At 41.8% G+C, this 25,093-nt stretch carries 22 protein-coding genes; 12 read left to right on the plus strand and 10 right to left on the minus strand.

Annotated elements, in window-relative coordinates:
* Positions 1-213: 213 nt before the first annotated feature.
* Positions 214-690 carry a DUF6702 family protein gene (locus M2273_RS24070; RefSeq protein ID WP_429400333.1) on the minus strand — a complete coding sequence of 159 codons (477 nt, stop codon included), beginning with the start codon at positions 688-690 and terminating at the stop codon, positions 214-216.
* 68 nt (positions 691-758) lie between these two features.
* Here M2273_RS24070 and M2273_RS24075 point away from each other — a divergent pair, with 68 nt between their 5' ends.
* Together M2273_RS24075 and M2273_RS24080 are read left to right on the plus strand one after the other, a co-directional pair.
* Positions 759-1,349, plus strand: coding sequence for a HupE/UreJ family protein (locus M2273_RS24075; RefSeq protein ID WP_429400334.1), 591 nt, complete (start codon positions 759-761; stop codon positions 1,347-1,349).
* Complete coding sequence (locus M2273_RS24080; protein WP_429400335.1) at positions 1,346-3,682, plus strand: M1 family metallopeptidase; 2,337 nt, start codon at positions 1,346-1,348, stop codon at positions 3,680-3,682. The genes M2273_RS24075 and M2273_RS24080 overlap by 4 nt, the downstream gene beginning before the upstream one ends.
* 54 nt (positions 3,683-3,736) lie before the next feature.
* On the opposite strand, the gene M2273_RS24085 is transcribed toward M2273_RS24080, so the two are convergent.
* Entirely contained in the window at positions 3,737-4,129 is a 393-nt protein-coding gene (locus M2273_RS24085) for a DoxX family membrane protein (protein ID WP_429400336.1), read from the minus strand.
* A 426-nt stretch (positions 4,130-4,555) separates the two neighbouring features.
* Here M2273_RS24085 and M2273_RS24090 point away from each other — a divergent pair, with 426 nt between their 5' ends.
* From M2273_RS24090 to M2273_RS24105, 4 genes are all read left to right on the plus strand, one after another.
* A complete protein-coding gene (locus tag M2273_RS24090) occupies positions 4,556-4,834 on the plus strand; it encodes a hypothetical protein (protein WP_429400337.1) in 279 nt (92 codons plus the stop codon).
* Between the two features lie 176 nt (positions 4,835-5,010).
* Positions 5,011-5,580 (plus strand): peptide-methionine (S)-S-oxide reductase MsrA, encoded by a 570-nt coding sequence (gene msrA / locus M2273_RS24095; protein ID WP_429400338.1) that lies wholly within the window; start codon positions 5,011-5,013, stop codon positions 5,578-5,580.
* Positions 5,581-5,622: 42 nt separating this feature from the next.
* Positions 5,623-6,468 carry a 5'-nucleotidase, lipoprotein e(P4) family gene (locus M2273_RS24100; protein WP_429400339.1) on the plus strand — a complete coding sequence of 282 codons (846 nt, stop codon included), beginning with the start codon at positions 5,623-5,625 and terminating at the stop codon, positions 6,466-6,468.
* A gap of 213 nt (positions 6,469-6,681) precedes the next feature.
* Complete coding sequence (locus M2273_RS24105) at positions 6,682-7,995, plus strand: DASH family cryptochrome (RefSeq protein WP_429400340.1); 1,314 nt, start codon at positions 6,682-6,684, stop codon at positions 7,993-7,995.
* Between the two features lie 442 nt (positions 7,996-8,437).
* Here M2273_RS24105 and M2273_RS24110 read toward each other — a convergent pair whose 3' ends face one another.
* The 4 genes from M2273_RS24110 to M2273_RS24125 form a co-directional block, all read right to left on the minus strand.
* On the minus strand, positions 8,438-8,899 hold the full coding sequence (locus M2273_RS24110) for a carboxypeptidase-like regulatory domain-containing protein (RefSeq protein WP_429400341.1): 462 nt from the start codon (positions 8,897-8,899) through the stop codon (positions 8,438-8,440).
* A 293-nt stretch (positions 8,900-9,192) separates the two neighbouring features.
* Positions 9,193-9,441, minus strand: a complete 249-nt coding sequence (locus M2273_RS24115; protein ID WP_429400342.1) for a hypothetical protein — start codon at positions 9,439-9,441, stop codon at positions 9,193-9,195.
* A gap of 80 nt (positions 9,442-9,521) precedes the next feature.
* Positions 9,522-10,154: a hypothetical protein gene (locus M2273_RS24120; protein WP_429400343.1), complete on the minus strand. Its 633-nt coding sequence runs from the start codon at positions 10,152-10,154 to the stop codon at positions 9,522-9,524.
* A gap of 25 nt (positions 10,155-10,179) precedes the next feature.
* Positions 10,180-11,565: a hypothetical protein gene (locus M2273_RS24125; RefSeq protein ID WP_429400344.1), complete on the minus strand. Its 1,386-nt coding sequence runs from the start codon at positions 11,563-11,565 to the stop codon at positions 10,180-10,182.
* 912 nt (positions 11,566-12,477) lie between these two features.
* Here M2273_RS24125 and M2273_RS24130 point away from each other — a divergent pair.
* From M2273_RS24130 to M2273_RS24155, 6 genes are all read left to right on the plus strand, one after another.
* Complete coding sequence (locus tag M2273_RS24130; protein ID WP_429400345.1) at positions 12,478-15,294, plus strand: 2-oxoglutarate dehydrogenase E1 component; 2,817 nt, start codon at positions 12,478-12,480, stop codon at positions 15,292-15,294.
* A gap of 129 nt (positions 15,295-15,423) precedes the next feature.
* Positions 15,424-17,013 carry a 2-oxoglutarate dehydrogenase complex dihydrolipoyllysine-residue succinyltransferase gene (odhB, locus tag M2273_RS24135; RefSeq protein WP_429400346.1) on the plus strand — a complete coding sequence of 530 codons (1,590 nt, stop codon included), beginning with the start codon at positions 15,424-15,426 and terminating at the stop codon, positions 17,011-17,013.
* A gap of 411 nt (positions 17,014-17,424) precedes the next feature.
* Positions 17,425-17,739: a Dabb family protein gene (locus tag M2273_RS24140; RefSeq protein WP_429400347.1), complete on the plus strand. Its 315-nt coding sequence runs from the start codon at positions 17,425-17,427 to the stop codon at positions 17,737-17,739.
* Positions 17,740-17,816: 77 nt separating this feature from the next.
* The gene (locus M2273_RS24145) at positions 17,817-18,752 is read left to right on the plus strand and encodes an NAD(P)H-binding protein (protein ID WP_429400348.1); all 936 of its coding nucleotides are present in this window, start codon (positions 17,817-17,819) and stop codon (positions 18,750-18,752) included.
* A 4-nt stretch (positions 18,753-18,756) separates the two neighbouring features.
* Complete coding sequence (locus tag M2273_RS24150) at positions 18,757-19,656, plus strand: TIGR01777 family oxidoreductase (RefSeq protein WP_429400349.1); 900 nt, start codon at positions 18,757-18,759, stop codon at positions 19,654-19,656.
* Positions 19,649-20,962 carry a cryptochrome/photolyase family protein gene (locus M2273_RS24155; protein ID WP_429400350.1) on the plus strand — a complete coding sequence of 438 codons (1,314 nt, stop codon included), beginning with the start codon at positions 19,649-19,651 and terminating at the stop codon, positions 20,960-20,962. Before M2273_RS24150 ends, M2273_RS24155 begins: the two co-directional genes overlap by 8 nt.
* Here the strand turns inward: M2273_RS24155 and M2273_RS24160 are convergent, their stop codons facing one another.
* The 4 genes from M2273_RS24160 to ggt form a co-directional block, all read right to left on the minus strand.
* Positions 20,963-21,940, minus strand: coding sequence for an FKBP-type peptidyl-prolyl cis-trans isomerase (locus tag M2273_RS24160; RefSeq protein WP_429400351.1), 978 nt, complete (start codon positions 21,938-21,940; stop codon positions 20,963-20,965). It abuts the gene before it with no gap.
* A gap of 79 nt (positions 21,941-22,019) precedes the next feature.
* A complete protein-coding gene (locus M2273_RS24165; protein ID WP_429400352.1) occupies positions 22,020-22,517 on the minus strand; it encodes an FKBP-type peptidyl-prolyl cis-trans isomerase in 498 nt (165 codons plus the stop codon).
* A gap of 256 nt (positions 22,518-22,773) precedes the next feature.
* Positions 22,774-23,217: a MarR family winged helix-turn-helix transcriptional regulator gene (locus M2273_RS24170; protein WP_429400353.1), complete on the minus strand. Its 444-nt coding sequence runs from the start codon at positions 23,215-23,217 to the stop codon at positions 22,774-22,776.
* Positions 23,218-23,325: 108 nt separating this feature from the next.
* The gene (gene ggt / locus M2273_RS24175; RefSeq protein WP_429400354.1) at positions 23,326-25,038 is read right to left on the minus strand and encodes a gamma-glutamyltransferase; all 1,713 of its coding nucleotides are present in this window, start codon (positions 25,036-25,038) and stop codon (positions 23,326-23,328) included.
* Positions 25,039-25,093 lie beyond the last annotated feature (55 nt).

Below are 25,093 nucleotides of genomic sequence, written 5' to 3' on the forward strand. Positions count from 1 at the left end.
CCTCTCTCCACGCGTCATTGCGAGGTACGAAGCAATCTCTTTAGGACAAGGTGCAGACTTTGCTTGTTCACTCTGTAAGTAGGGGATTGCTTCGTGCCTCGCAATGACGAGTGGGCAAAAATATGGTAAAGTGCCCTCTTTAGGCCGAAGGCGAAGAGAGGGAAGGCAAGCGCAGCGATGCCGGGGTGAGTCAATTCCTCGCCCTGTGAATAACTAAAACTCAAAAGCAGCGTCACTCTCCGGGTTGCCCAATTTGGTGCTTTTGCGCTGGCCGCCTACGGTTACATGCAGCATATTGATCTGTTCGGGGTGTTCGGTGTATAGCAGATCGTCATGGACTTCAAATTTCTTTACTTTACTCATGCCTTTTACCTCAAAATAGGTCCAGGCGGCATCTTCCTGTATTTCATAGCCAACATAGCTGAGCGTAACGGGCTTGCCATCGGCTTTAATAATCAAATGCTTTTTAATGTAGTCATTCAGCAATTGGTTCACTTTATTTTTATCAGCGGGCTTAACAATATCAATTTGAGTATGGTATTGTTTTTCGATGGTACGTTCCAGATCGTCATAAAATATGCGGCAGCTCACCTCAACCGTTTGGGTGCGGGCATTGTGATTAATTTCGGTAACGCTCACAAAAAACGGGTGGAAAAAGCTTAGCCAGCTTATAATTATTAATTGCAACATAATTGCGTTAAATGATTTTATTTTTAACAAAAAACGTTAATTTTATTGGCAAATGCGAATTTTAGCACATGACTGACTTTTCTTTATACTTCCAGTTAGGGTGGCAACACATCTGTGACTGGGCCGGGTATGACCATATATTATTTGTAACCGTACTATGCGGAACCTACCTGCTGGCCGACTGGCGTAAGGTGCTGGTGCTGGTTACAGCGTTCACCATTGGGCACTCTATTACGCTGGCTTTTAGTGTATTAAATGTCATTCACATCAATACTTCGCTTATTGAATTTTTGATACCTGTTACCATAGTTTTTACCAGTTTGGTTAATGTGCTCCATAAAAAACGCACTGCAACCACCATGCGCCTTAACTATACACTGGCGCTTTTTTTTGGGTTGATACATGGCATGGGTTTCTCCAATTACCTTAAAAGTTTACTGGGCAGCAGCAGTAATATTACCGCTCAACTGTTCGCTTTTAACCTCGGATTGGAGTTTGGGCAGGTTTTAATTGTAATATCTGCGTTACTTATCTCTTATTTGCTTATCAAATTCGCCAAAACACCACAGCGCGACTGGACAATGTTCCTTTCGTCGGCTATATTTGGAATTGCTTTTATCATGTGCATTGAGCGCTTTTTATTAATAAAATTCAGATGAATAAATTTTACACCGCATTACTTTCCTGTACACTATTAACAACTGCCGCCTGGGCGCAGTATGATAACAACCCCGGCTCAAACCACGGTAACAAGTTTGAACAGTTGGGCACCATGGTGTCAACTCCAAATGAGTACCGTTCAGCATCGGGCGCACCAGGGCCAAAATACTGGCAGCAAAAAGCCGATTATGAAATTAGCGCCACCCTTAATGATGACAAACAACGTTTGGATGGCTCCGAAACTATAAACTATACTAACAACTCGCCCGATCCGCTTACCTACCTGTGGCTGCAGCTTGACGAAAATCAGCATAAAAAAGATGCCGAGAGCGCCAAGTTTGACGAGAGCAAAATGCAAAGCAAAATGACCATCCGCCAGCTGCAGGGCATCATGGGGCATGATCTGGATCTGGGCAACCATATTGTAAGCGTTAAGGATGTCAACGGCAAAGCGTTAACATATACTATTAATGAAACCATGATGCGTATTGAGCTGCCTGTAACTTTACAGCCGGGACAAAAATTCCGCTTTAAAATTAACTGGTGGTATAACATATCTGACCGTTTAACCATAGGTGGCCGCGGTGGTTATGAATATTTCCCTGAGGATGGCAATTACCTGTACACCATGGCACAATGGTATCCGCGGATGGCTGTTTACAGCGATTTCCAGGGATGGCAAAATAAGCAGTTTACCGGCAGAGGCGAATTTGCTTTAACCTTTGGCGATTTTAAGGTAAGCATGAATGTGCCTGCCGATCATGTGGTAGGCGCCACCGGTCAATGCGCTAACTACGCGCAAACCCTTACTGCTGCCCAGCTTAAACGCTGGACCTCGGCACAATCATCAACACAGCCTGTAGAGGTTGTAACGCTTGATGAGGTAAAGCAAACCATGAAAAGCCATGCTACAGCGCGTAAAACCTGGGTTTTCCATGCAGAGAATGTACGTGATTTTGCCTGGGTATCCTCACGTCGTATTGTTTGGGACGCCATGAGCACCCAGATTGAAGGTGGTAAAAAAGTGATGGCCATGTCATATTACGGTCCGGAGGCTTACCCGCTTTACCGTAAGTATTCAACCAAGGTAGTGGCGCACACGCTAAAAACTTATTCAAAACATACTTTCCCTTATCCATACCCAGTAGCCATTTCTGTAGAGGCTTCGAATGGGATGGAGTACCCAATGATCTGCTTTAACTACGGTCGTGCCGAGAAGGACGGAACTTATAGCGAAGCCACCAAGAACGGAATGATCGGTGTAATTATTCACGAAGTTGGACATAACTTTTTTCCGATGATCGTAAACTCTGATGAGCGCCAGTGGACCTGGATGGATGAAGGTTTAAATACTTTTTGCCAATACATGGCCGAGCAGGAGTGGGATAGCAAATACCCATCGCAACGCGGCCCGGCTTATAAAATAGTTGATTACATGAAGCTGCCAAAAGACCAGTTGGAGCCAATCATGACCAATTCAGAAAACATTGTGATGTTTGGGCCAAACGCTTATGCAAAACCGGCGACAGCGTTAAACGTATTACGCGAAACCGTAATGGGACGCGAACTGTTTGATTACGCGTTTAAAACCTATGCGCACCGCTGGGCCTTTAAACACCCTACACCTGCCGATTTTTTCCGCACCATGGAAGATGCTTCGGCTGTTGACCTCGACTGGTTCTGGCGCGGATGGTTCTACGGAACAGATCCTGTTGACGTATCTGTAGACAGTGTAAAATACTATCGCCTTAATACCAAAAACCCGGTTGCGGAAGGTGGTGCTGACCGTGCACAGTTTGACCGTAACCTGGAGAACATTAGTACAACCCGTAATAAAGAGGCGGGTACCCGTTTTGCTGTAGAGGCTGATACCGCCCTGCAGGATTTTTACAGCAAATGGGATCGCTTTGCAGCCACGCCGATTAGTACACAAAGCTACCAGGCTATGTACAACGCCGCTACCCCTGACGAAAAGAAACTGTACGACAGCAAGAACTATTTTTATGAGATCACTTTCAGTAATAAAGGCGGCCTGGTTACCCCTTTAATTATTGAATGGACCTATACTGATGGTACTAAAGAGGTTGAAAAGATATCAGCCTATATATGGCGCAAGAATGAGTATAAAATAAGCAAGGTTTTTGCCAAAACCAAAGAGGTAAAGGGCATTAAACTTGACCCATACCGCGAAACCGCCGATATTGACGAAACCAACAATAGCTGGCCCCGTGAGTATCAGCCATCAAGGTTTGAGCTGTTTAAACAGCAAACCCTTCCGCGTGGTGCAACCGCAGGGCCAAACCCCATGCAGGATGCTAAGAAAGCCCAATAACAAAAACGCCTCCCGATATTATCGGGAGGCGTTTTTGTTAGGAATAAATATTATTTACAAAACCGGCTGCGCGGTAAAAATGCTTGCATAATACTTGCGGTAAGCAATGCCTAAAAACAAATGCAGTAAAATTATTACAAGAGCTAAGGGGATACCAGCAGGTGCCAAAAGGCTGTGGAACAGGAAAATGTTCACCGAAACAGGGAACAGTATTAACAAAAAGAATGCGGTATAGCGGTTAAATAATATAGCCACGCCGCTTAAAAATTCAATAACCTTCATATACTGGAAAAAATAGCCGGAGCCATAAAGACCACCACTAAAAGCTTGCGCTTTATCAGACATTACCGGCTGGGGCATCGGTATAAAATGAAAAAAGAAATTAAGGCTGAATACGATAAAAATAAGGCCCAGCAAAATGCGGGCAATTAATACTGCAATTTTCATGAATTTAGGGTTTAGTGGAAGTTTATAATACTATATAATACTAAATTAATGATTTAATTAACATGTCCAAACCACTTCCTGTACAAAAACTATTTATTTCATAACCAGCGACATAACCTCTTAGCGAAAATTTGATTACTAATTTATACCCTTAGGTTATTTAAGTTAATCATGTTTTAACATGGGCATAATTTTTGAACTCATATCATAGCATAAAAATTATCGCTATGGGATTTGAAAAACTACTTAAAGTAAATAAAGCCCTCTTTGAAAAGGTGCTTAAATCCCTGATACAGGAAAATGGGTATCATGTTCATTATTCCTATACTAATGATGATTATTATTTATCAGGAGATGAGCAGGTTCTCAATCAGTTACAAATGGTCAGTAAAGTATTGTTAACGTCCTGAATTAAATACACTAAAAATGGCAGAAAAAGCGTTCATAATTAATATTCCGTCGGGAGCTTATAATGATCTGTTTATAAATCTGTTGGAGAAAACGGGTGATGTGTCGCTGGTAACCATACCCTATGCTAAAAATGAATATGTTTTTACAGCGAGCAGCTTGAAAGAGTTTATTGAAGGATTGGATAGTAACGTTTATAAACTATTTACATCTGACAATTTTGATGTTTCTGAGCAAATGGAGTATCTGAATGAGTTATTGGAATATTTACAGGTAGAATTTGTAAAAAATTATTAGTTGTACATAATTTCCTATACTGGTAAGGAGTTATAATATCCTTAAATTTATTTTCAAAACCAATCATTACATTAAGGTGAAATTGTGTGACCAATGGATAGTTGGCGTTTAGTAAATTTGTAAAAAAAATATCAGCGAAAATGTTGTAAAACAATCCGCTGTAAAAATTTAACAAAATGGAAGAAAATAAAAAAGTATCCCCTAACATACAAAAAATAACTTTTGGTAATGGGTGTTTTTGGTGTACCGAAGCCATATTTCAGTCACTTAAAGGTGTAATATCAGTAACATCGGGCTATATGGGTGGTAAAGTAGCAAACCCAACCTATGAGCAGGTATGTACCGGCGCTACCGGCTATGCCGAGGTAATTGACCTGGAGTACGATGCTGATGTACTGTCGTTTGATGAATTGCTGCTGGTGTTTTTCAGAACGCATAACCCCACTACATTAAACCGCCAGGGTAATGATGTAGGTACGCAATATCGTTCGGCTATATTTTATACTACCGACGAACAAAAACAGGCATCAATAGCTATGATCAAAAGGTTGACCAATGAAAATGTTTTTGACAGCCCCATAGTTACCGAAGTTACCCCCGCCAGCACGTTTTATAAAGCCGAGCAATATCACCAGAATTATTTTAATGATAACCCTAATAAGTCGTACTGCGCATTTGTTATCCAGCCAAAACTGAATAAATTTGCCAAGGAGTTTGCGGATAAAATTAAGCCGGAACTGCTGTAATTACGCTTGTCTGGAAACTGCCAGGCAAATACATATCTGTACATGAAAAAAATCTGCCCGTTCTTTTTATCTGTTATCCTGTTTTTAAACGCCTGTGCACCGGCAAAAAAAATAACAACAACCGCTGCTGTTAATACAAACACCCCGGTAAATTCAACCGGAAATACTTCTATTACTAACGATGGTAAGGTATGGGCCTCACTATGGCAGCAAAGGGCCGCGGAGTATAAGGCTTTATGTTTTCAGGCTTATAATATTGCCAGGCAGCGGGTTGACGAAGGTGTAAAACGCACAAGCACCAAGCCATTGGCCATTGTTACCGATATTGACGAAACACTGCTTGATAATAGTCCGTACGATGCTAAACGTGGATTGCAGAATTTAGATTACAGTGATGAAACCTGGAAACAGTGGACCGATAAGGCCGCAGCCGATACGGTACCCGGGGCTATCGCGTTTTTTAAATACGCGGCATCAAAAGGGGTAACCATTTTTTATATTACCAACCGTAATGAAAATGAGCGCACGGCAACGCTTTATAACCTGCAGCGATATAACTTACCCAATTCCGATGAGGAGCACTTGTTTCTTAAACAAGGCACATCAAGCAAGGAAGGTCGCAGACAAGATGTATTAAAAACGCATGATATCCTGTTGCTTTGTGGCGATAACCTGCCCGACTTTGACGTGTTGTATGACAATCATCCATCCGAAGAAAACCGTATAGCAACAACACAAAAGTTGCAAAAGGAATTTGGAAGCAGGTATATTGTAATACCCAATCCGTCATACGGCGATTTTGAAGGCGCTTTGTTCCAGTTTAATTACAAGCTTAACGCGGCACAAAAAGACTCTGTTATCCGGGCGAAAATAAAAGCTGATAAATAGCAGGTTATTGGATTTTTATAAAGATAGCTTATATTTATCTATTGAAATTTGAGCTTGTAACTACGGGTTTGACCATTCAATTGACCTTTTAAACTGTCTAAAAAACAGTAAAAATGTTGAGACGATGTCAAATATTGCAGCAAAATGCGTGTAAGACATAAATAAATTGCAAATTTGTGGTCTGCATAAATTCAGTTAACCCCCTGTTTAACTATGAGCGAAAAGACAATATTGGTTTGGTTTAGAAATGACTTGCGGATACACGATAACGAAATTTTGTTAGAGGCTGTTCGCAAGGCTGATAAAGTATTGCCGGTATATTGTTTTGATCCTTATTATTTTCAGCGCACTGCATCCGGTATTTCAAAAACGGGGAGCTTCAGGGCGCGGTTTCTTTTAGAGGCAGTAGCCGATCTGCGTAAGAACCTGCAGGGCTACGGTGCCGAACTGATCATCAGGACCGGGAACCCTGCCGAGATACTACCGCAGCTTGCAGAACAATACCAGGTAAACGAAGTATACCATCACCGCGAGGTGGCTTATGAAGAAACAGAGATATCTGAACAGGTAGAAACCGCTTTATGGAAACTGAGGCTTAACCTCAAACATTTTATTGGTCATACGCTGTATCATAAAGAAGATCTTCCCTTCCCGATCAAAGATATCCCGGATAGTTTTGCCGTATTTAAAAAGAAGGTGGAGCGCGACAGCAATGTACGCCCTTGTGTACCTACTCCCGAGCATATTGTTACCCCCGAAATTACTGATGCGGGTGAGTTGCCTACTTTATCGCAATTAGGTTTGGATGAGATTGTTGATGACCCTCGGGCTACCAACTATTTTCAGGGTGGCGAAACCGCTGCTTTGGTACAGCTGCACAAATATTTTTCACAAGACGATGTGGCCGTTAAATCAAAAAGCTCCCGCAACAGCGGTAGCAATAATTCATCAAAATTATCGCCCTGGTTAGCGGTGGGCTGTATATCGCCCAGGCAGGTGTATTGGGAAATATTTAAACATAACCAGGATGGCAATAACCAAAATGCCAGTTTGCTAAAACTGGAACTGCTGTGGCGCGATTATTTCAGGTTCATGTTTAAAAAGCACGGCCAAAAATTCATCAAAGCCAAAACAGCCGAAGATGAAGCACCTGTGCTGGCTGTAAATGAGCTTGATTTTAATAAATGGGCACATGGCGAAACCGGCGTTCCGTTTATTGATGCCTGTATGCATGAACTTAATGCTACCGGGTATATATGCAACCAATGCAGGCAAATAGTGGCCACCTACCTGGTACATGACCTTAAAGCCGACTGGACCCGCGGTGCCGCTTACTTTGAAGAAAAGCTGATTGATTACTCACCGGCCAGCAACTGGGGCAACTGGGCCTTTATAGCCGGCGTAAACGATGCCAAAGAAAGTAAATATGCCATAGCCGCCATGCAACCCAAAGACATGGTGAGCGACTTTGTGACCACCTGGCAGCCTTCGCCCATAGATGAGGCCGGTGACCTGATGCATGTGTGAGTAATTAATTATTAGCTCCTGCGAAATATCCATTTTTGGTAACGATTGAAATCGATAGTCATCCCGAATTTATTTCGGGATCCCACAAGCACGGTCGATAATATTCAAGATGGACAGTCTGCTGGCAACTATCCTGAGAGATCCTGAAACAAGTTCAGGATGACCTTAACCTTCCACTGCACCATGTCGCGTGTGCACCTAACAAGCTGGAAATATTTAAGCCTCGGAATTATTTTGATAGTAAAAAAAAAGGTTGATACCTAAGCTGGCGCAAGCGTGTCGCGTGTGCACCTAACAAGATGGAACTATTTAAGTTCCTGAATTTTTCTGATGATAAAAAAATGGGTTAATATTGATTTACTGTAAATGATAAGAACACACGCGACACGCGTGCGCCAGCAGTGGGTGGAGCCTTGCGGTAGCTGGGGATTTTGTCTTAATATCACTTTTGTATTTTCTTGTAATAAGAAATAAACTCTTGTGTATAACAAGCTTTATCCGTTTTAAATATACCCTTCTCAAATGCTTCCTTATGTAATTTTGGTAGTTTCCTGAATGTTTTCATTCGAAGTTTATCTACTCTCTTCAGAGTTATAAAATCATAAGTACCGCTTAACATCATTACAACCTCTACTTCATCACATTTATCTACAAGCCTTACAGTGGCTGGATCTAATCCGACAGACTCAAATGATATTTTTTTCACGGAAACAGGAATATCTATTTGGAAGAAACCATTTAAATCTGTTCTACCAACTTTAATTGTGTCATTAATGACAATTGATACGTATGGCAAGGTTTCCAAATTATCATCAACTACCCTTCCTTTAATTATTTTATTCTGAGCATAAAGAATACTTGTTGAAACACATAGCACAATACAACTAATTAATAATTTCTGCATCTCTTTGTCTTTTTATCGCCTTAATTAATTATGGGTATATCGTATTTGCCTGTGGTCGGTGTTATCACCGCACCACTTTGTTCACATTATATGGCAAGTGCTTTATTTAGCTCAATGTTAGTAATGATGCGGTGATACACTAACCAAAGGCCTAATCCTTTCGCACCTAACAAGCTGGAAATATTTAGGCTCGGAATTATTATGATAGTAAAGACATTGGTTGATATTGATTTATTGTAAATGATAAGGACACACGTGTACGCGTACTTCGGCAAGGGGCAATATTTACTTTCCTATCTCAACCGTAATTTATTAATTAACCCACATAAAAGTGCAATTACAATGGCAACAAAAAGGTCGAATAACAAAGAATAAACCAATAAGCCATGGGTTGCCGCTTGTCCATATTCGCCTTTAAAAACGGCGGATTGATAAAATATTTGTGGGTAACCCATTTGAGTTACAGAGCTTCCATTGTAATGGATTGAAAAAGTTACAAAACAGAAGAAAACTATTACAAAACTCCATATAATTACTTTCATAGTAAGATATATAATCATTAATTGATAAGCCCTAAGTTGGGCACGCGTGCCCAACTTAGGGCTTATCAATGAGTATTTGTTTAGCTTTCTAAATTATTTTCCGCAAAATCGAATGAATCCCTAATGTAATTGTAAGGATGAGTACTTAAATATAAACCAAAGATACATTCATCCAAAAAGGGTTTTCTTTTATTTAATATGCTTATATCTCCTAAATGAGGCAACATATAACTCATTCCTGAAACATCAAAATGAGAAAAATTATGATAAAACTTTGTTACCGTTTCTTGAATCTGGGAATAAACTAATCTTTCCTTTTCTGAAATAGGATTGCTTCGTATTTGACGATAATTCCAATCAGAAACGAGATTGTCGAAATAAATACTAAAGACAGGTGCTATTACACTTACTTTAAGGATTAATTGACAAGGTTCATAACCTTCTGGTTTTGGCCTTTTATAGTTTTCAGTTAAAAAAACGGCTATAAAAGACGGATTTGCTTTTGCCAATAAGACAAACTCTGTTATTTCAAGATTCAACCTGCTTTTAAGATTTGCCATAAGCGTCGGCCACTGACCTTGGTCTTGATTAGCTTCTTTGCATATATTAAGTAGCTTAACATATAAGTTATGATTTCTTATTTGGGGATCATTTAATGCAATGTTCTGCGGATAATAATCGTCAATAAGCTTTATTAACTCTTCTGTTGTCATTTGTTTATATCACTTAAGCTATTAATTAATCGCATTTATTGTCTGCATAAGTTATAATCGGTACACCAGCGCTAATTGCATTGGATACTTGCACTGGTGCATTTAATACTAATGCAAGTTGCGCTTGAACTAAGTTTGCAAATTCTTTTGAATAAGTGCCTTGAGCTCCAACGCTTAAGAAAAAATCTACGCCATGGGTATGGGCTATCGTTGCTTCTGCAAGTTGCATAGCTGCTGCTGCGGCATTTTGAGCTTTTTGAATATTCACATAGCTTGGCATTCCTATTTGGATATTAAAAGTAATAAATTTTGTTCCAAATACATTATCCGTAATGCCAAATTTGTATCCGGTAACAGCTACCGCCATATAATTTGATGTGATATTTTTAAACTTTAATGCACATGGTTTGACTGGATTAGGTGCTACAGCTGATGTTTCTGTTACACAAGGATCAGTTGGCGGCGGCGGAAACCCATCCCCCGGATATGGATCAGGCGGTACATTGTTTACAACCAGGTTCCCGCTTGAGTGAATAATTGGAGGTGCACTATTGCATGGTGGTGGTGGCGTTGGGGAAGAGGCACTACCACTTCCGCCGCCACTTCCGGCACCACTACCTTCGCCTCCGCTGCTACTTCCAGGGCCGCCACTATCACCAGTGCCTCCGTCCCCGCCTGAACAGGCGGTAAAAAGATAGATCATTACGTCACCCGATGGACTGGATAACCAATAATCATAACACTCCTCTTTCATGATTATCAACTTTGAGCTACCCGTGCTTTGCACCTTAACACCTGCGTTGCTTTGGCTTCCGGATGAAACAATATGGCCGTCCTTATACCGCCAGCCACCAACATATTTGCCTTTGGGGGTAAAATAAAGTACCAGGCCGCTGTAGTTGGCATCCCGCTTATTATACTTATTGCGGTCAAGCTTGCTTAAATCGTTCTTAAGATATGCCGAATCGGCAATCAGCGTCATTACGTAAGCATTATAGCCACTACCATTGTTCAGCAATATAAATGAGCTGCGGCTATAAGCCTGGTTGCTGCTCCAACCGGTGGTCTTGTTTTTTATAGACGGATTGAATTTTGATGATGGATCAATTGGCATTTCAATTACCCGCTTATTAAAACGCATATAACTGGCATTATGCTGCCAGTCGGGCTTGATGAGCTGACTTAAATCACTGTTGGTTGTTGTAGCCTGGGTATTTTGCTTATTACTATTTACAGGGAAGGTGCTTTCGTACCAGCTTTTAGCTTGAATAACCGCTGGGTCGGTAATAGTGGTTTGCTGTTCTGCATGGTTATCTTTTTTACAGCTTTCAATAATAAGCGCTGATAACGCAATAACAACAAGTAATACGTATAATTTATTTAAAATAGGCTTGGGTTTAAGTTTTTTCATATGGTTTAAGGTTGTATTATGTTAAAAATAAATATTATTTATTAATTTAAAACAATAGTTATAAAATAAATTGTAATACAACTCAACTTATTTTATCCAGCCCATTTTGCTTGTGGTCGGTGTTATCACCATAGGTGTTCGGAAGATTGTAATTGCAGTATATATTCCCTCCCTTGGGAGGGGTGCCGTGGATTGTGAAATGGCAGGGAGGGGTTTATACGTGCGATTAAACCTGTAATGTTCAATAAACCCCTACCTCCCCCTTCCCCAAGGAAGGAATCGCACTAGGCCCAAGCTTTCTTTTTATTTCTTCCGAACACCTATAGTGTTATCACCGCACCACTTTGTTCACATTATATGGCAAGTGCTTTTATTTAGCTCAATGTTAGTAATAGTGCAGTGATAATACTAACCCAAGGCCTAATCCTTTCATCCTTATAAAAAACAAACCGAACGGTATTTTTTTTCAAATTTTCCCGGAAAAACAAAAGATCCAGATCTTTGAAATAAAACAAGCACTTTAAGCCCCAAAACCGTCAGAAACCTGCTGATAATGATTGTAAAATGCCGAAAAGCGTATCTTTTTGCTAATTATAAATAGTTAAATAAGCCCAAAACAAGCGTAAAATATATTGAAAACTGCACCTTAACGCCACTTAATGCACTAAAACTGCACCTTAACACTTACTTAGCATAAGCCCCGCGTAACGGGCATGATTTTTAGTGGGCTGGAAGCTTTCTACAATTTTTATGTCCACCTCATTAAACCATTTTAAAAATTAAAACTCCATTTAATAACACTTTTGCCCGATATGATACAAATATTGGGCAGATGTAAATTTCTTTACAATTAATTATGAAGTATATAAGCCTATATGCTTACTTTTGTACCGTTTTAAAGATCAGTTTCTCATGGATCGTCTCAATTATATAAATAGCGGCAACGCAGACTACATTAATACCCTATACGACAGCTACAAAGAAAATCCCGAATCTGTGGATTTTGGATGGCAAAAGTTTTTTGAAGGCTTTGATTTTGGCAAGGATACGCAAGCATCTGCTGCGGTCGCGCCAAGTGCGGGCGACAAAACGCCTGATCACTTTTTAAAGGAGATCAACGTATTGAACATGATCTATGGCTACCGTTCACGCGGCCACCTTTTTGCCAAGACTAACCCCGTACGCGAGCGCCGTCACTATTATCCCGGTAAAGAACTGGAAACCTTTGGCCTGAGCGAGGCCGATATGGATACCGTTTTTAACGCCGGTGTTGAAGTAGGGCTGGGTGCTGCCACCCTGCGCGATATTCGCCAGCTGCTGGAAGATACTTATTGCCAGGCCATTGGTGCCGAGTACAGATACATCCGCAACCCTATAAAAATCAAGTGGTTTGAGGAAAGGATGGAAAGCCGCCGCAACACTCCTTCATTTACCGTCGACGAGAAAAAGCTGATGTTGAACAAGCTTAACGAAGCGGTAACTTTCGAAAACTTTTTAGGCACCAAATTCCTGGGCCAAAAACGTTTCTCGCTGGAGGGAGCCGAAGCGCTGATCCCATCACTTGACTCTGTTATTAAAACAGGTGCCGACCTGGGTATCGAAGAGTTCATCATTGGTATGGCTCACCGCGGCAGGTTAAACGTGCTCACCAACATCATGGAGAAAACCTATAAAGAGGTATTCTCTGAGTTTGAAGGTAAAAACTTTGATTCTGAATCGCCGTTTGGTGGTGATGTTAAATATCACTTAGGTTTTTCAACCGATGTTATTACATCTAACGGAAAAAAAGTTCACCTGAGCCTTTGCCCCAACCCATCACACCTGGAAGCGGTTGACCCGGTTGTGGAAGGCATCACCCGTTCTAAGATCGACTTTAAATACAATGGCGATCATTCCAAGATCGCTCCTATATTAATTCATGGCGATGCATCAGTTGCGGGCCAGGGAATTGTTTACGAAGTTTTACAAATGGAAAAACTGGATGGTTACCGCACAGGTGGTACCATTCACCTGGTTATTAATAACCAGATAGGTTTTACCACCAATTATAAAGATGCCCGTTCAAGTACTTATTGTACCGATGTGGCTAAAACAGTGCTTTCGCCGGTTTTTCACGTAAATGGCGATGATGTGGAAGCATTGGCCTTTGTGGTTAACCTGGCTATGGAATACCGCCAGGTGTTTAACGAAGATGTATTTATTGACATTTTATGTTACCGCCGCTACGGTCATAATGAGGCCGATGAGCCAAAATTCACTCAGCCTTTATTATACAAAGCTATTGAAGCTCACCCTAATCCGCTAAAGATCTATAACCAAAAATTGGTAGACGAAGGTAGTATTGATGCCAACCTGCTTAAATCGATGGAAAAAACTTTCCGCGATGAATTGCAGCAAAAGCTTGATGAATCTAAATCTGAAGATAGGTTTACCGAAACCATTGCCATGTTTGAGGGCGCCTGGAGCGGTTTACATTTAGCCAGCCATAAAGAGCTTGTTTCGGCTGTTGATACATCAGTACCAAAAGAAGAAATACTTGAAATAGGTAATAAGCTAACTACCTTACCACCGAATAAAGAGTTCTTTAAAAAGATAGAGAAGCTGTTTGAAGACCGTAATATCATGGTGAACAAAACCCAGATTTTTGACTGGGCCATGGCCGAACTGCTGGCTTATGGCACCCTGTTAAAAGATGGTTACCCGGTAAGGTTAAGCGGCGAGGATGTTAAACGTGGTACTTTCTCTCATCGCCACGCGGTATTAACCCTGGTTGATTCGGAGGATGAATATACGCCGCTGGCTACTATTGATACCGAGGCTAAACTGAGCATATACAACTCCTTACTGTCTGAATATGGCGTGTTAGGTTTTGAATATGGTTATGCTTTAGCTAATCCTAATGCCTTAACAATATGGGAAGCTCAGTTTGGCGATTTCTTTAACGGAGCCCAGATCATAGTTGACCAATACATAGCCAGCGCCGAAACCAAATGGCAGCGTGGTAACGGATTGGTAATGCTGTTGCCGCATGGTTATGAAGGTCAGGGTCCGGAGCATTCATCAGCCCGCGTAGAGCGCTTTATGGAGCTTTGTGCCGATGATAATATCCAGGTGGCCAATTGTACAACCCCAGCCAACTTCTTCCATATATTACGCAGGCAAATGCACCGCGATTTCCGTAAGCCATTGATCATTTTTACACCAAAAAGCTTACTTCGTAGTCCTAAATGTGTATCACCGATTGAAGATTTTACCAGTGGTAAGTTCCATGAACTTATTGATGATACCTATGTTGATGTTAAAAAGGTAAAACGCGTATTACTTTGTACCGGTAAGGTATATTATGACCTGCTGGAGAAACAACAGGCTGATAAGCGCAAGGATGTTGCTATTGTTCGTGTAGAACAATTATATCCTACACCTGTTACTCAAATACTGAAAATTAAAGCCAAATACGATAAAGCTACTGAGTTTGTCTGGGTACAGGAAGAACCGGAAAATATGGGTGCATGGCCTTATATATGCCGTAAATTCCACAATGATAAAATTTTGAGATTGAACGTGATCTCCAGGATCGAAGGCAGTAGTACCGCTACCGGCTTTGCAAAACAACACGCTGCACAGCAGGCATACATTGTTTCAAAAGCGTTTGAAGCGCCCGCAGGTAAGGTAGTAAAAGAGGTAATAAAAAAGACAACTAAAAAAATGGCTGATGCCGGTGCGGATTAAGTTCTGTTGCCGGTTGCGAGTTTCGGGGTGCGGGTGTTAAATCAGTAATTGTTTTACACGACCCCCGCAAAAGGCAACTAGCAACTAAAAACCCGCAACTATAAAATATTAAATCTACAACACTAAAATATGAGTTTAGCGATCAAAGTTCCGCCGGTAGGCGAATCAATAACAGAAGTAACCCTATCGAGCTGGATAAAAAAAGATGGCGACCACGTAGAAATGGATGAGGTTATTGCCGAGTTAGAATCGGACAAGGCCACTTTTGAACTTACTGCCGAAAAAGCAGGTACCCTACAAACCGTTGCCAAAGAAGGTGATACTTTAGCTATTGGTGCTGTTGTTGCCAATATTGAAGAAGGCGCCGGCGCTGCTGCCCCCGCAAAGGAAAGCGCACCTGCCGCACAACCACAGCCCGAAGTTGTTGCTAACGCACCTGCCCCGGCTCCTGTTGCCGCTGCAGCACCTACACCTGCAACTGGTGGTGGCTCATTAGAGATCAAAGTCCCTACCGTAGGCGAATCAATAACTGAAGTTACTTTATCGCGCTGGATCAAAAAGGATGGCGATGCTGTTGCAATGGACGAAGCCATTGCCGAACTGGAATCAGACAAGGCAACTTTTGAACTTACAGCCGAAAAAGCCGGAATATTAAAAACTTTAGCCAAAGAAGGTGATGTATTGCCAATTGGCGCTGTAGTTTGTACCATTGAAGGTACAGGTGCTGCAGCACCTGCAGTGCAGCCTATCGCGGTAACCCCGGCTGTTGTTAGTGCTGCTGATGAGTCGCCACGTGGCGGAGCTCCTACCACAGCCGCCGGTGCGGTAACTTATGCTTCCGGTACTCCATCACCTGCCGCTGCTAAAATACTGGCCGAAAAAGGTGTTGACCCTAAAGGTGTAAACGGAACCGGCGTTGATGGTCGTATTACTAAAGGCGATGCCCTGGGTGCACAAGCTCCCGCTGCTCAACCTGTTGCCGCTGCACAGCCCGCTGCTACACCTGTAGTTGCCGGCGAAAGAAGCGAGAAACGTGAAAAAATGACTTCGCTGCGTAAAACTGTTGCCAAACGTTTGGTAGCAGTTAAAAATGAAACGGCCATGCTTACCACCTTCAACGAGGTTGATATGCAGCCCATCATGGAATTGCGCGGTAAATACAAAGATAAGTTTAAAGAGAAACATGGTGTTGGCTTAGGCTTTATGTCGTTTTTTACCAAGGCAGTTACTGAGGCTTTAAAAGACTGGCCTGCTGTTGGTGCCCGCATTGAAGGCGAAGAAGTGGTGTACAGTAATTTTGCTGATATCTCTATCGCTGTATCGGCTCCTAAAGGCCTGGTTGTTCCGGTAATCCGCAATGCGGATAGCATGAGCCTTGCCGAAATTGAAAAAGCGATTGTTGTATTAGCAGGTAAAGCCCGCGAAAATAAGCTGACCATCCCTGAAATGACAGGTGGTACTTTTACCATTACCAATGGTGGTGTGTTTGGTTCCATGATGTCTACCCCGATATTAAATTCGCCACAATCGGCTATATTAGGTATGCACAACATTATTGAACGCCCGGTTGCCGTAAACGGACAAGTGGTAATACGCCCAATGATGTACCTGGCTTTATCCTATGATCACCGTATTATTGATGGTCGCGAGTCAGTTAGCTTCCTGGTACGTGTAAAGCAATTACTGGAAGATCCTGCAAGGTTATTATTAGGAGTTTAATATTGTAATAATATTTAAAAGCCCAGCGCAAGCCGGGCTTTTTTTGTTTCTTATCCAGTCGGCATTGGTACAGAGCCACAGGTGTTTGGAAGAATAAATTTCAAAAAAAAATTGTCATTTCGATAGAGCTGGGTTGGCAAGAGCATGGGGGCGAAAGAGAAATCTTCTACGTAATGCAAAGCTTTAACTGCAAATCTCATAAGATTTCTCCTCGTACCTCGTTCGAAATGACAGTCCTTTTATTTCTTCCGAACACTTAGCGTAATATAAACAAACACAACATTAATAATCTATATGCTTTACAGAGCAAATAGAAAGGTTTAGAATTTGCATAATTGATTTGCTTGCATCATTACAGTCAATCCTGTAGATTAGCATTCAAATCAATCGATTGTTATCAACAAAACATATATGCCACTACTCGAAAACACCTTTGTGCATCACGTACATTTCTGGCTTAAAAATAAGGCCGATAAAGACAAGCTTATTGAAGGTTTGAATACCCTGAAACCTATTGCTCATATTCGTGATATCCATATTGGCGTACCTGCCGATACCAACCGTGATGTGATAGACCGCTCATATGATGTATCATTATTACTGTTGTTTAGTACCCCAGAGGCACAGGCAGCCTACCAAATTGATCCTACCCATGTTATTTTTGCCGAAGAATATGCCAAACCGCTTTGCAGTAAGGTTGTGGTATCTGATAGCGTTAACGTATAAACAGCAATACATAAAACATATTCCCAGGCAGGGTGAGTATTTTAAAACACCCTGCCTTTTCTGTTGTTCCTCATAACATGAAGGTGTTACTTGCTGGTGCCAATGGTTATATAGGTACGCGTCTTATTCCGGTTTTGCTGGAGAAAGGCCATGATGTTATTTGCCTGGTACGCGATAAAAGGCGCTTTCATGAGCATAGCGAATTTAGTGAAAGGGTTACCCTGGTAACCGGCGATTTGCTCAGGGAATCAAGTATAGAGGCTTTTCCAACTGATGTTGATGCGGCTTATTACCTGGTGCACTCCATGTCACAGGCCCAGGATTTTGCGGCCCTCGAAGCGCTATCTGCTTATAACTTTGTCCATGCGCTTGATAAAACCAATTGCCGGCAAAGCATCTTTTTAAGCGGCATTATTAATTCCGAAAATCTATCCAGGCACCTCGAATCGCGCAAGCATGTAGAGGATGTGTTGAAGGAAGGCAAATCGGCCCTTACTGTTTTGCGTGCAGCTATTATCATAGGCTCAGGCAGCGCATCCTTCGAGATCATTCGTGACCTTACCGAAAAACTGCCCATCATGACGGTTCCACGCTGGGCAAACACCCGTTGCCAGCCAATAGGCATACGCGATGTACTGGGCTACCTGGAAAGCGTTATGCTAAACGAAAAAACCTTTAACCACAACTTTGATATTGGCGGCCCCGATATTTTAACTTTTAAGGAAATGATGCTTACTTATGCCAAAGTTCGGCATTTAAAAAGGCGCATTATCACCATCCCGTTTTTGTCGCCCAAAATATCCTCCTACTGGCTTCATTTTGTTACCTCTGTTAGCTATACCCTGGCCCAAAGTCTGGTGAACAGCATGAAGAACGAAACTATTATGCACGACCATGCCATTGATGATATTGTATTACGCCAGTGTTTAACTTACGAGGAAGCCCTGCAGCTGGCCTGTACCTTCAACCAAACTAAGGATCTTGTTACAAATGAACCAAACAACATAAATTGAACTAATGAACATATTAATAACAGGTGGTTCGGGTTTATTAGGCCGGCAGCTTACCAGGGCCTTATTGAATAAGGGTTATGCGGTAAGTCATTTAAGTCGTACACAAGGCAATGATCCGAAGGTTAAAACCTATGTATGGGATGTTAACAAAGGCATTATTGATGAGCATTGTATTGATGGAGTTGATACCATAGTACACCTGGCCGGTGCAGGCATAGCAGAAAAACACTGGACCGAAAGCCGCAAAAAAGAACTTGTTGACAGCCGCACCAGATCAATTGGTTTGATATATGACCTGCTTAAAAAGAAGAAGCATCAGGTTACTTCGGTAGTTTCCGCATCGGCTATTGGCTATTATAGTGATCGGGGTGATGAGCTGATGACCGAAACCAGCGCGCCAAATAACGACTTTATGGCCCAATGCTGCATAGCATGGGAAGCGGCAGTTGATGAAGACGAAAAACTTGGTCTGCGCGTAGTGAAATTTCGTACCGGTGTGGTGCTTGATAAAGAGGGGGGAGCTTTACCTAAACTGGCCCTGCCCATAAAGCTGTATGTAGGCTCGCCCATTGGGAGCGGCAAACAATGGACCCCGTGGATCCATTGGCTTGATGTGGTAGATATGTACCTGTATGGTATTGAAAATACTGCGCTTAAAGGCATTTATAATATGGTTGCCCCTAATCCGGTTACCAACAAACAGTTAACACAGGCGGTGGCTAAACAATTGCACAAAGCGCTTTGGGCGCCAAATGTGCCCGCATTTATATTGAAACTTATCATGGGCGAAATGAGCACTATCGTATTGGGTAGTACCAAAGTATCGGCACAAAAAATTCAGGATGCAGGCTACACCTTTAAATTTACAGACTTGCCTGCTGCCTTAAAGGAAATCTATGGATAATAAAATGCCCTTAACAATTTTCTGGTTCCGCCGGGATCTGCGCTTAAATGATAACGCGGGGTTGTACAATGCCTTAAAAAGTGGAAACCCTGTACTACCCCTGTTTATTTTTGATAAAGAGATACTGGATAAGCTGGAAGATAAGGACGATGCCCGCGTAACCTTTATTTACCAGGCAATTGGACAGCTAAGTAAAGAACTGCGAAAACATGGCAGCAGCTTACTGGTGCTGTATGATAAAGCCACACACGCCTGGGACAACATCATCAAAGAGCATAACGTAGCCTCAGTTTATACTAATCATGATCATGAACCCTATGCTACCCAACGCGATGAAGCTGTAAAAGAAAAGTTAAACAAACACGGCATCGACTTTAAAACTTTTAAGGATCAGGTAATATTTGAAAAGAACGAAGTTGTTAAGGATGATGGTAAACCCTATACGGTTTATACCCCTTATCAGCGTAAATGGTATAGTACACTTAAACCTTTTTACCTGAAAGCTTACCCTACCGAAAAATATTTAAGGAACCTGGCCGAAACCAAGGCATTATCATTGCCCACTTTAAAAGAAATGGGGTTTGAAAAAAGCAATATGCATTTCCCCGGTCAGCAGTATCAGGATGTGATCAGTGATTATAAAGAAAAGCGGAATTTTCCCGCTGTTAAAGGCACATCACATATTGGGCTGCATTTACGCTTTGGCACCGTAAGCATCAGGGAGCTGGCCAGAACAGCACACGCTCACCACGAAAAAACCTGGTTGAATGAGCTGATATGGCGCGAGTTTTACATGATGATCCTGTATCATTTTCCGCATACAATGAACCACGCCTTTAGACCTGAGTATGACCGGATTAAATGGGTAAACGATGAAAAGCAGTTTAAAGCCTGGTGTGATGGGCAAACGGGCTATCCAATTGTTGATGCCGGTATGCGTGAGTTAAATGCCACCGGCTTTATGCATAACCGGGTACGTATGATAGTAGCCAGTTTTTTAAGCAAGGATCTGCTGATTGACTGGCGCTGGGGCGAGCACTATTTTGCCCGTAAACTGCTTGATTATGAAATGGCCAGTAACGTAGGTGGCTGGCAATGGGCTGCAGGATCTGGTACCGATGCTGCGCCATACTTCCGCATATTTAATCCTGATTCGCAAACAAAAAAATTTGACACCAATCTGCAGTACATAAAAAAATGGGTTCCGGAATATGCCGACTTTGGCCATTATCCGAAACCCATTATTGATCACGCCTTTGCACGTGAGCGTTGTTTAAAAGCATTTAAAGCTGCGTTGGCTAAATAGTTACGGGTTGGTAACCGTTCCTATGGTTAAACCAGAAAAATACAAATTCACATTTGATCCTATAGTAACAGCACCTGTATTAGGATCGGTACCACCAGCTCTGCCATAGCCCAGTCTGGATGGTATAAAAATAGAAATTACAGCACCCGAAGTAAGGCCTTTTGTTGCCTCCTGGAAACCAGGGACAACGTTATCGGTAGTAAATGTCCTTGGAGTACCTGCTGCCGGCCCGGCATCAAAAACAACATCATTTAAATATTTACCCGTATATGCACTTACCAGGTAAGAAGAAGCTTCGCCAATAACATCGCCGGTACCCGAAGCTGGAGTAGTTACCTTATAATATAAACCACGGCCACGACCTGACGTAACATGTGTAAATCCCGACATGCTATTTCTTTTCATATAATCATTGATTAGATAATCATCATAGGCATCAACACTGGAAACTATATTCACATAATAATCAAGGCACTGGTTACCTGCAATATGGCTGTTTGCATTACTTGAACTACCTGATCCGGTACCGTTAACACCATAAGCCAGGCGCGAAGGAATAAGTATCCTTGCTCTTGTACCCCTATATTTAATAAGGTCATGTAAGGCCGATTGTAAACCCTTAGGCAAACCGCCAGCAGATACACGTCCTAATAAACCATCAAAATGGTTGCTATTAATCGTATCTACAGATGTATACTTACCATCAAATGATTTTAGAGTAAATACAAACGCCACACTATCTGAGTAATCCAGGGGAGTTACGCCGGCAGTTGAGCCTTGCGCAAGTATCTGGTAATATATACCACTGGTATCGCCATTGGTAGTATCGCTTTTCATGCCGGTAAGCCCGTTGGCACTTATATAATTTTGTATCTGGATCTTATCGTACTGTTTAATGTCCGGATCGTTTTGGGTTTTGCGGCAGGATATTAAACCTATTGAGGTAATTAATAAAAGCGTAAAAATTGTTTGTTTCATTTAAGTTATTTGTTTTGTAACGGCTAAATGGATTTTAATTGACCATTTTACCTGTATCTCTTTATTATTTACCCGGTTATTAGTTAATCACATTATACAGTTGTATGTGAAAATCCATCACTGAATTTGCCGGCAAATGTATGGAATCCTGTGCATAAGGCCCATAAGCATAGCGTGATGGTACAAGCAACCTTATTTTGCCATTCTTTTTAATCAGGGGTATTCCCAACTGCCAACCCCTTATTACACTACCTAACGGGAATGAGGGATGAAAATCATTGGTTTGCGCAACCACAACCCCTGTAGTTAATATCTGCGCTGTATATCCTACTGTAACCTGCGTTGAATTGGTGAACAGATCGTTACCTGTCCCTTCTTCGCCTGGGTTAATAATATAAAAAACTCCCGAAGTATCGATGCGTTTAGCACCCAAACCGGGATGACTTGTTAAATAGTCGCTGATTATCTTATCATCAATAGCGGCTTGCGCCCTGTATTGAATCATAGGATCAACCGTTTTCTTACAAGCACTAAAACCAGCAATTAAAACCAATAAAATTAACAGTGTCCTGTTCATTTTTTCAAAAGGCAAATTTATTCTTTTATAATAGAAAAACGGCAGCTTAACATTTTTTAACAATTAATAAAAACATAAGCCTGCCATTGCCCTATACTTAGGGACTAATTTTCTGAATAAAACGTTCAATTTAAAGTAAAAGTGTGGTGAAAATTCATTGAGTCATTGGTTTCACATCAGTAAGTCATTGATATATTACCACGAATTAAATGACACGCAGCAAATGACTCAATGACACATAGTTAATGACAAATAGCTATGGTTTATAGTTCAGGGTAAGCTTATTTATCTTTTTAAGCATTTCGGTCAGGTACTCCTTGTCGGCTTCACTAATGTGGGCGTCAAGGTAATTGTTAAACTGCTTTACCACTGCGCGGGCCAGGTGTCGTTTTTCTTTACCCAACTCAGTCAGGTAAATTTTAACCGAACGCTTATCACCCTGGTTAGATTCACGGTATATTAACCCGGTTTTTTCCAGCTGACTAAGCATACGCGATAAACTGGTTGATTTAAGCCCCAATAAAGCAGCTGCCTGCGAAACCGTAGTACCTTCCTTTTCGTCGATATTAATAAGCAAATAACCAATTGACTGTGTAATACCAAACTCAGTAACCAACTGGTTATATCTGTTGGCTACGGTTTGCCATACTATTTTCAAAAAATAATCAATGGTTTCCTGGTGTTTAACACTATTTTGCATGCATACCAAACGTAAGAAATGCTTGTTGATTACGCAAGGAAATTTTTAGTTTGCAGTTGGGAGCTTGCTTTTTGAACTTCTGCGTACCGCTAATTGCTAACTGCAAACTCAATATCCCAATTTTGTATCATCTCCTCTTGGGTCGGCGCCGCCTTCATAACCCTGTTTGGTTTTTAATATGGCATCTACACGGCCAATACCACCACGCCCGGTTATTTTATACCCTTTGCTTTGCAATTTTATAACGGTTGCACTATCCAGCGCACCGGCTTCGGTAGCCACTTCATCAGGCAGCCATTGCGAATGGAAGCGTTTGGATGCGACGGCCTGCTGCATGTTTTGGTCAAATTCTATCACATCAATAATGGTTTGAAAAACCGATGTTATAATGGTTGATCCTCCGGGTGTACCTACTACCATAAAAAGTTTACCATTCTTTTCAACAATGGTAGGGGTCATACATGATAACATACGTTTACCGGGTTGTATGCTATTGGCCTTGCCGCCCACCAGTCCATACATATTAGGAATGCCGGGCTTCGAGCTAAAATCGTCCATTTCATTGTTCAGCAAAAAACCAGCACCTTGTACAAAAATCCTTGAGCCAAAAGTATCATTTAAGGTAGTAGTGATGGATACTGCATTGCCGTCACCATCAACAATAGAATAATGGGTGGTTTGGTCACTTTCATAACCTATAAAAGTACCCGGTTGGATACTCGTGCTTGGGGTAGCGGCATCCCAGCTAAAGCTGCTCATGCGTGCTGTAATGTAAGCGGGTCTTAGCAAACTATCAACGGGCACTTTGTAAAAATCAGGGTCGCCCAGGTATTTGGAGCGGTCGGCATATACCCGGCGTTCAGCTTCTACTATCAGTCTCACGGTCGAATCCTGGTTATAACCCCATCTTTTTAAAGGATATCTTTCAACCGACTGCAGCAATTGCAGCAAGGCAATCCCCCCGCTTGATGGGGGCGGCATGGTGATGATCTTGTATCCCTTATAATTTCCGATAATTGGTTTACGCCAAACCGAATGATAATTTTGAAGGTCGGCTTTTGAAATCAGCCCGTCGCCGTTCTTCATTTCGGCAACTAATTGATCGGCAACCACGCCATTATAAAACCCATCCCTGCCCTTATCCCTGATCTGTTCAAATGTTTTAGCCAGGTCCTCCTGTATCAAAATATCACCTTCCTGCCATTCGCCCTCCTTCATTAAATAGGTTTTGCCTGGGTTTAATTTTTTAAATTGCCCGCTGGTGTGGTTCAAATCGGCAGCAAGGTGTTTGGTTATTTTAAAGCCGTTACGGGCCAGATCAATAGCAGGCTGCACCAGGTCGGCCCATTTTAGTTTGCCATATTTACTGTGCGCCTGTACCATGCCATCAACAGATCCTGGTACGCCTGATGCCTTGTGGGTATAAAGGCTCATATTTGGTATTACATTACCGGCAGAATCAAGGTACATATTAACATTTGCCTCGGCCGGTCCTTTCTCTCTAAAATCGAGCGTATTGCTTTCGCCGGTTTTTGAACGGTAAACCATAAAACCACCCCCGCCAATATTACCGGCCTCGGGCAGGGTAACGGCCAATGCAAACTGTACAGCCACGGCAGCATCAACAGCATTACCGCCCTTTTTCAGTATATCAAGCCCAACCTGGGCAGCATCAGGGTAGGCACATACCACCATCCCGTTACGGTATATAATGTTGTTGTTTATGCCTAAACGTTTCTGCACACAGCTAACAGGTACAAAAAACAGGAATAATAAAAGCAAACTTAAATACCTGCTTTTCTTTACATTAAGGCTATGCATTGTTATTATCATTAAATGTTTGTTGCTAAAATAACCTATTTAGGGGCATAAATTA

The sequence above is a fragment of the Mucilaginibacter lappiensis genome, from assembly GCF_050433765.1.
GTDB lineage: Bacteria > Bacteroidota > Bacteroidia > Sphingobacteriales > Sphingobacteriaceae > Mucilaginibacter > Mucilaginibacter lappiensis_A.

Bases quoted from the DNA above. Each gene is read 5' to 3' on its own strand.
- odhB (WP_429400346.1), top strand. From the start codon at position 15,424: ATGAGTTTAGCGATCAAAGTTCCGCCGGTAGGCGAATCAATAACAGAA.
- M2273_RS24090 (WP_429400337.1), top strand. From the start codon at position 4,556: ATGGCAGAAAAAGCGTTCATAATTAATATTCCGTCGGGAGCTTATAAT.
- M2273_RS24150 (WP_429400349.1), top strand. From the start codon at position 18,757: ATGAACATATTAATAACAGGTGGTTCGGGTTTATTAGGCCGGCAGCTT.
- M2273_RS24110 (WP_429400341.1), bottom strand. From the start codon at position 8,899: ATGCAGAAATTATTAATTAGTTGTATTGTGCTATGTGTTTCAACAAGT.
- M2273_RS24070 (WP_429400333.1), bottom strand. From the start codon at position 690: ATGTTGCAATTAATAATTATAAGCTGGCTAAGCTTTTTCCACCCGTTT.
- ggt (WP_429400354.1), bottom strand. From the start codon at position 25,038: ATGCATAGCCTTAATGTAAAGAAAAGCAGGTATTTAAGTTTGCTTTTA.
- M2273_RS24125 (WP_429400344.1), bottom strand. From the start codon at position 11,565: ATGAAAAAACTTAAACCCAAGCCTATTTTAAATAAATTATACGTATTA.
- M2273_RS24140 (WP_429400347.1), top strand. From the start codon at position 17,425: ATGCCACTACTCGAAAACACCTTTGTGCATCACGTACATTTCTGGCTT.
- M2273_RS24080 (WP_429400335.1), top strand. From the start codon at position 1,346: ATGAATAAATTTTACACCGCATTACTTTCCTGTACACTATTAACAACT.
- M2273_RS24085 (WP_429400336.1), bottom strand. From the start codon at position 4,129: ATGAAAATTGCAGTATTAATTGCCCGCATTTTGCTGGGCCTTATTTTT.
- M2273_RS24105 (WP_429400340.1), top strand. From the start codon at position 6,682: ATGAGCGAAAAGACAATATTGGTTTGGTTTAGAAATGACTTGCGGATA.
- M2273_RS24120 (WP_429400343.1), bottom strand. From the start codon at position 10,154: ATGACAACAGAAGAGTTAATAAAGCTTATTGACGATTATTATCCGCAG.
- M2273_RS24145 (WP_429400348.1), top strand. From the start codon at position 17,817: ATGAAGGTGTTACTTGCTGGTGCCAATGGTTATATAGGTACGCGTCTT.
- msrA (WP_429400338.1), top strand. From the start codon at position 5,011: ATGGAAGAAAATAAAAAAGTATCCCCTAACATACAAAAAATAACTTTT.
- M2273_RS24165 (WP_429400352.1), bottom strand. From the start codon at position 22,517: ATGAACAGGACACTGTTAATTTTATTGGTTTTAATTGCTGGTTTTAGT.
- M2273_RS24115 (WP_429400342.1), bottom strand. From the start codon at position 9,441: ATGAAAGTAATTATATGGAGTTTTGTAATAGTTTTCTTCTGTTTTGTA.
- M2273_RS24075 (WP_429400334.1), top strand. From the start codon at position 759: ATGACTGACTTTTCTTTATACTTCCAGTTAGGGTGGCAACACATCTGT.
- M2273_RS24100 (WP_429400339.1), top strand. From the start codon at position 5,623: ATGAAAAAAATCTGCCCGTTCTTTTTATCTGTTATCCTGTTTTTAAAC.
- M2273_RS24170 (WP_429400353.1), bottom strand. From the start codon at position 23,217: ATGCAAAATAGTGTTAAACACCAGGAAACCATTGATTATTTTTTGAAA.
- M2273_RS24160 (WP_429400351.1), bottom strand. From the start codon at position 21,940: ATGAAACAAACAATTTTTACGCTTTTATTAATTACCTCAATAGGTTTA.
- M2273_RS24130 (WP_429400345.1), top strand. From the start codon at position 12,478: ATGGATCGTCTCAATTATATAAATAGCGGCAACGCAGACTACATTAAT.
- M2273_RS24155 (WP_429400350.1), top strand. From the start codon at position 19,649: ATGGATAATAAAATGCCCTTAACAATTTTCTGGTTCCGCCGGGATCTG.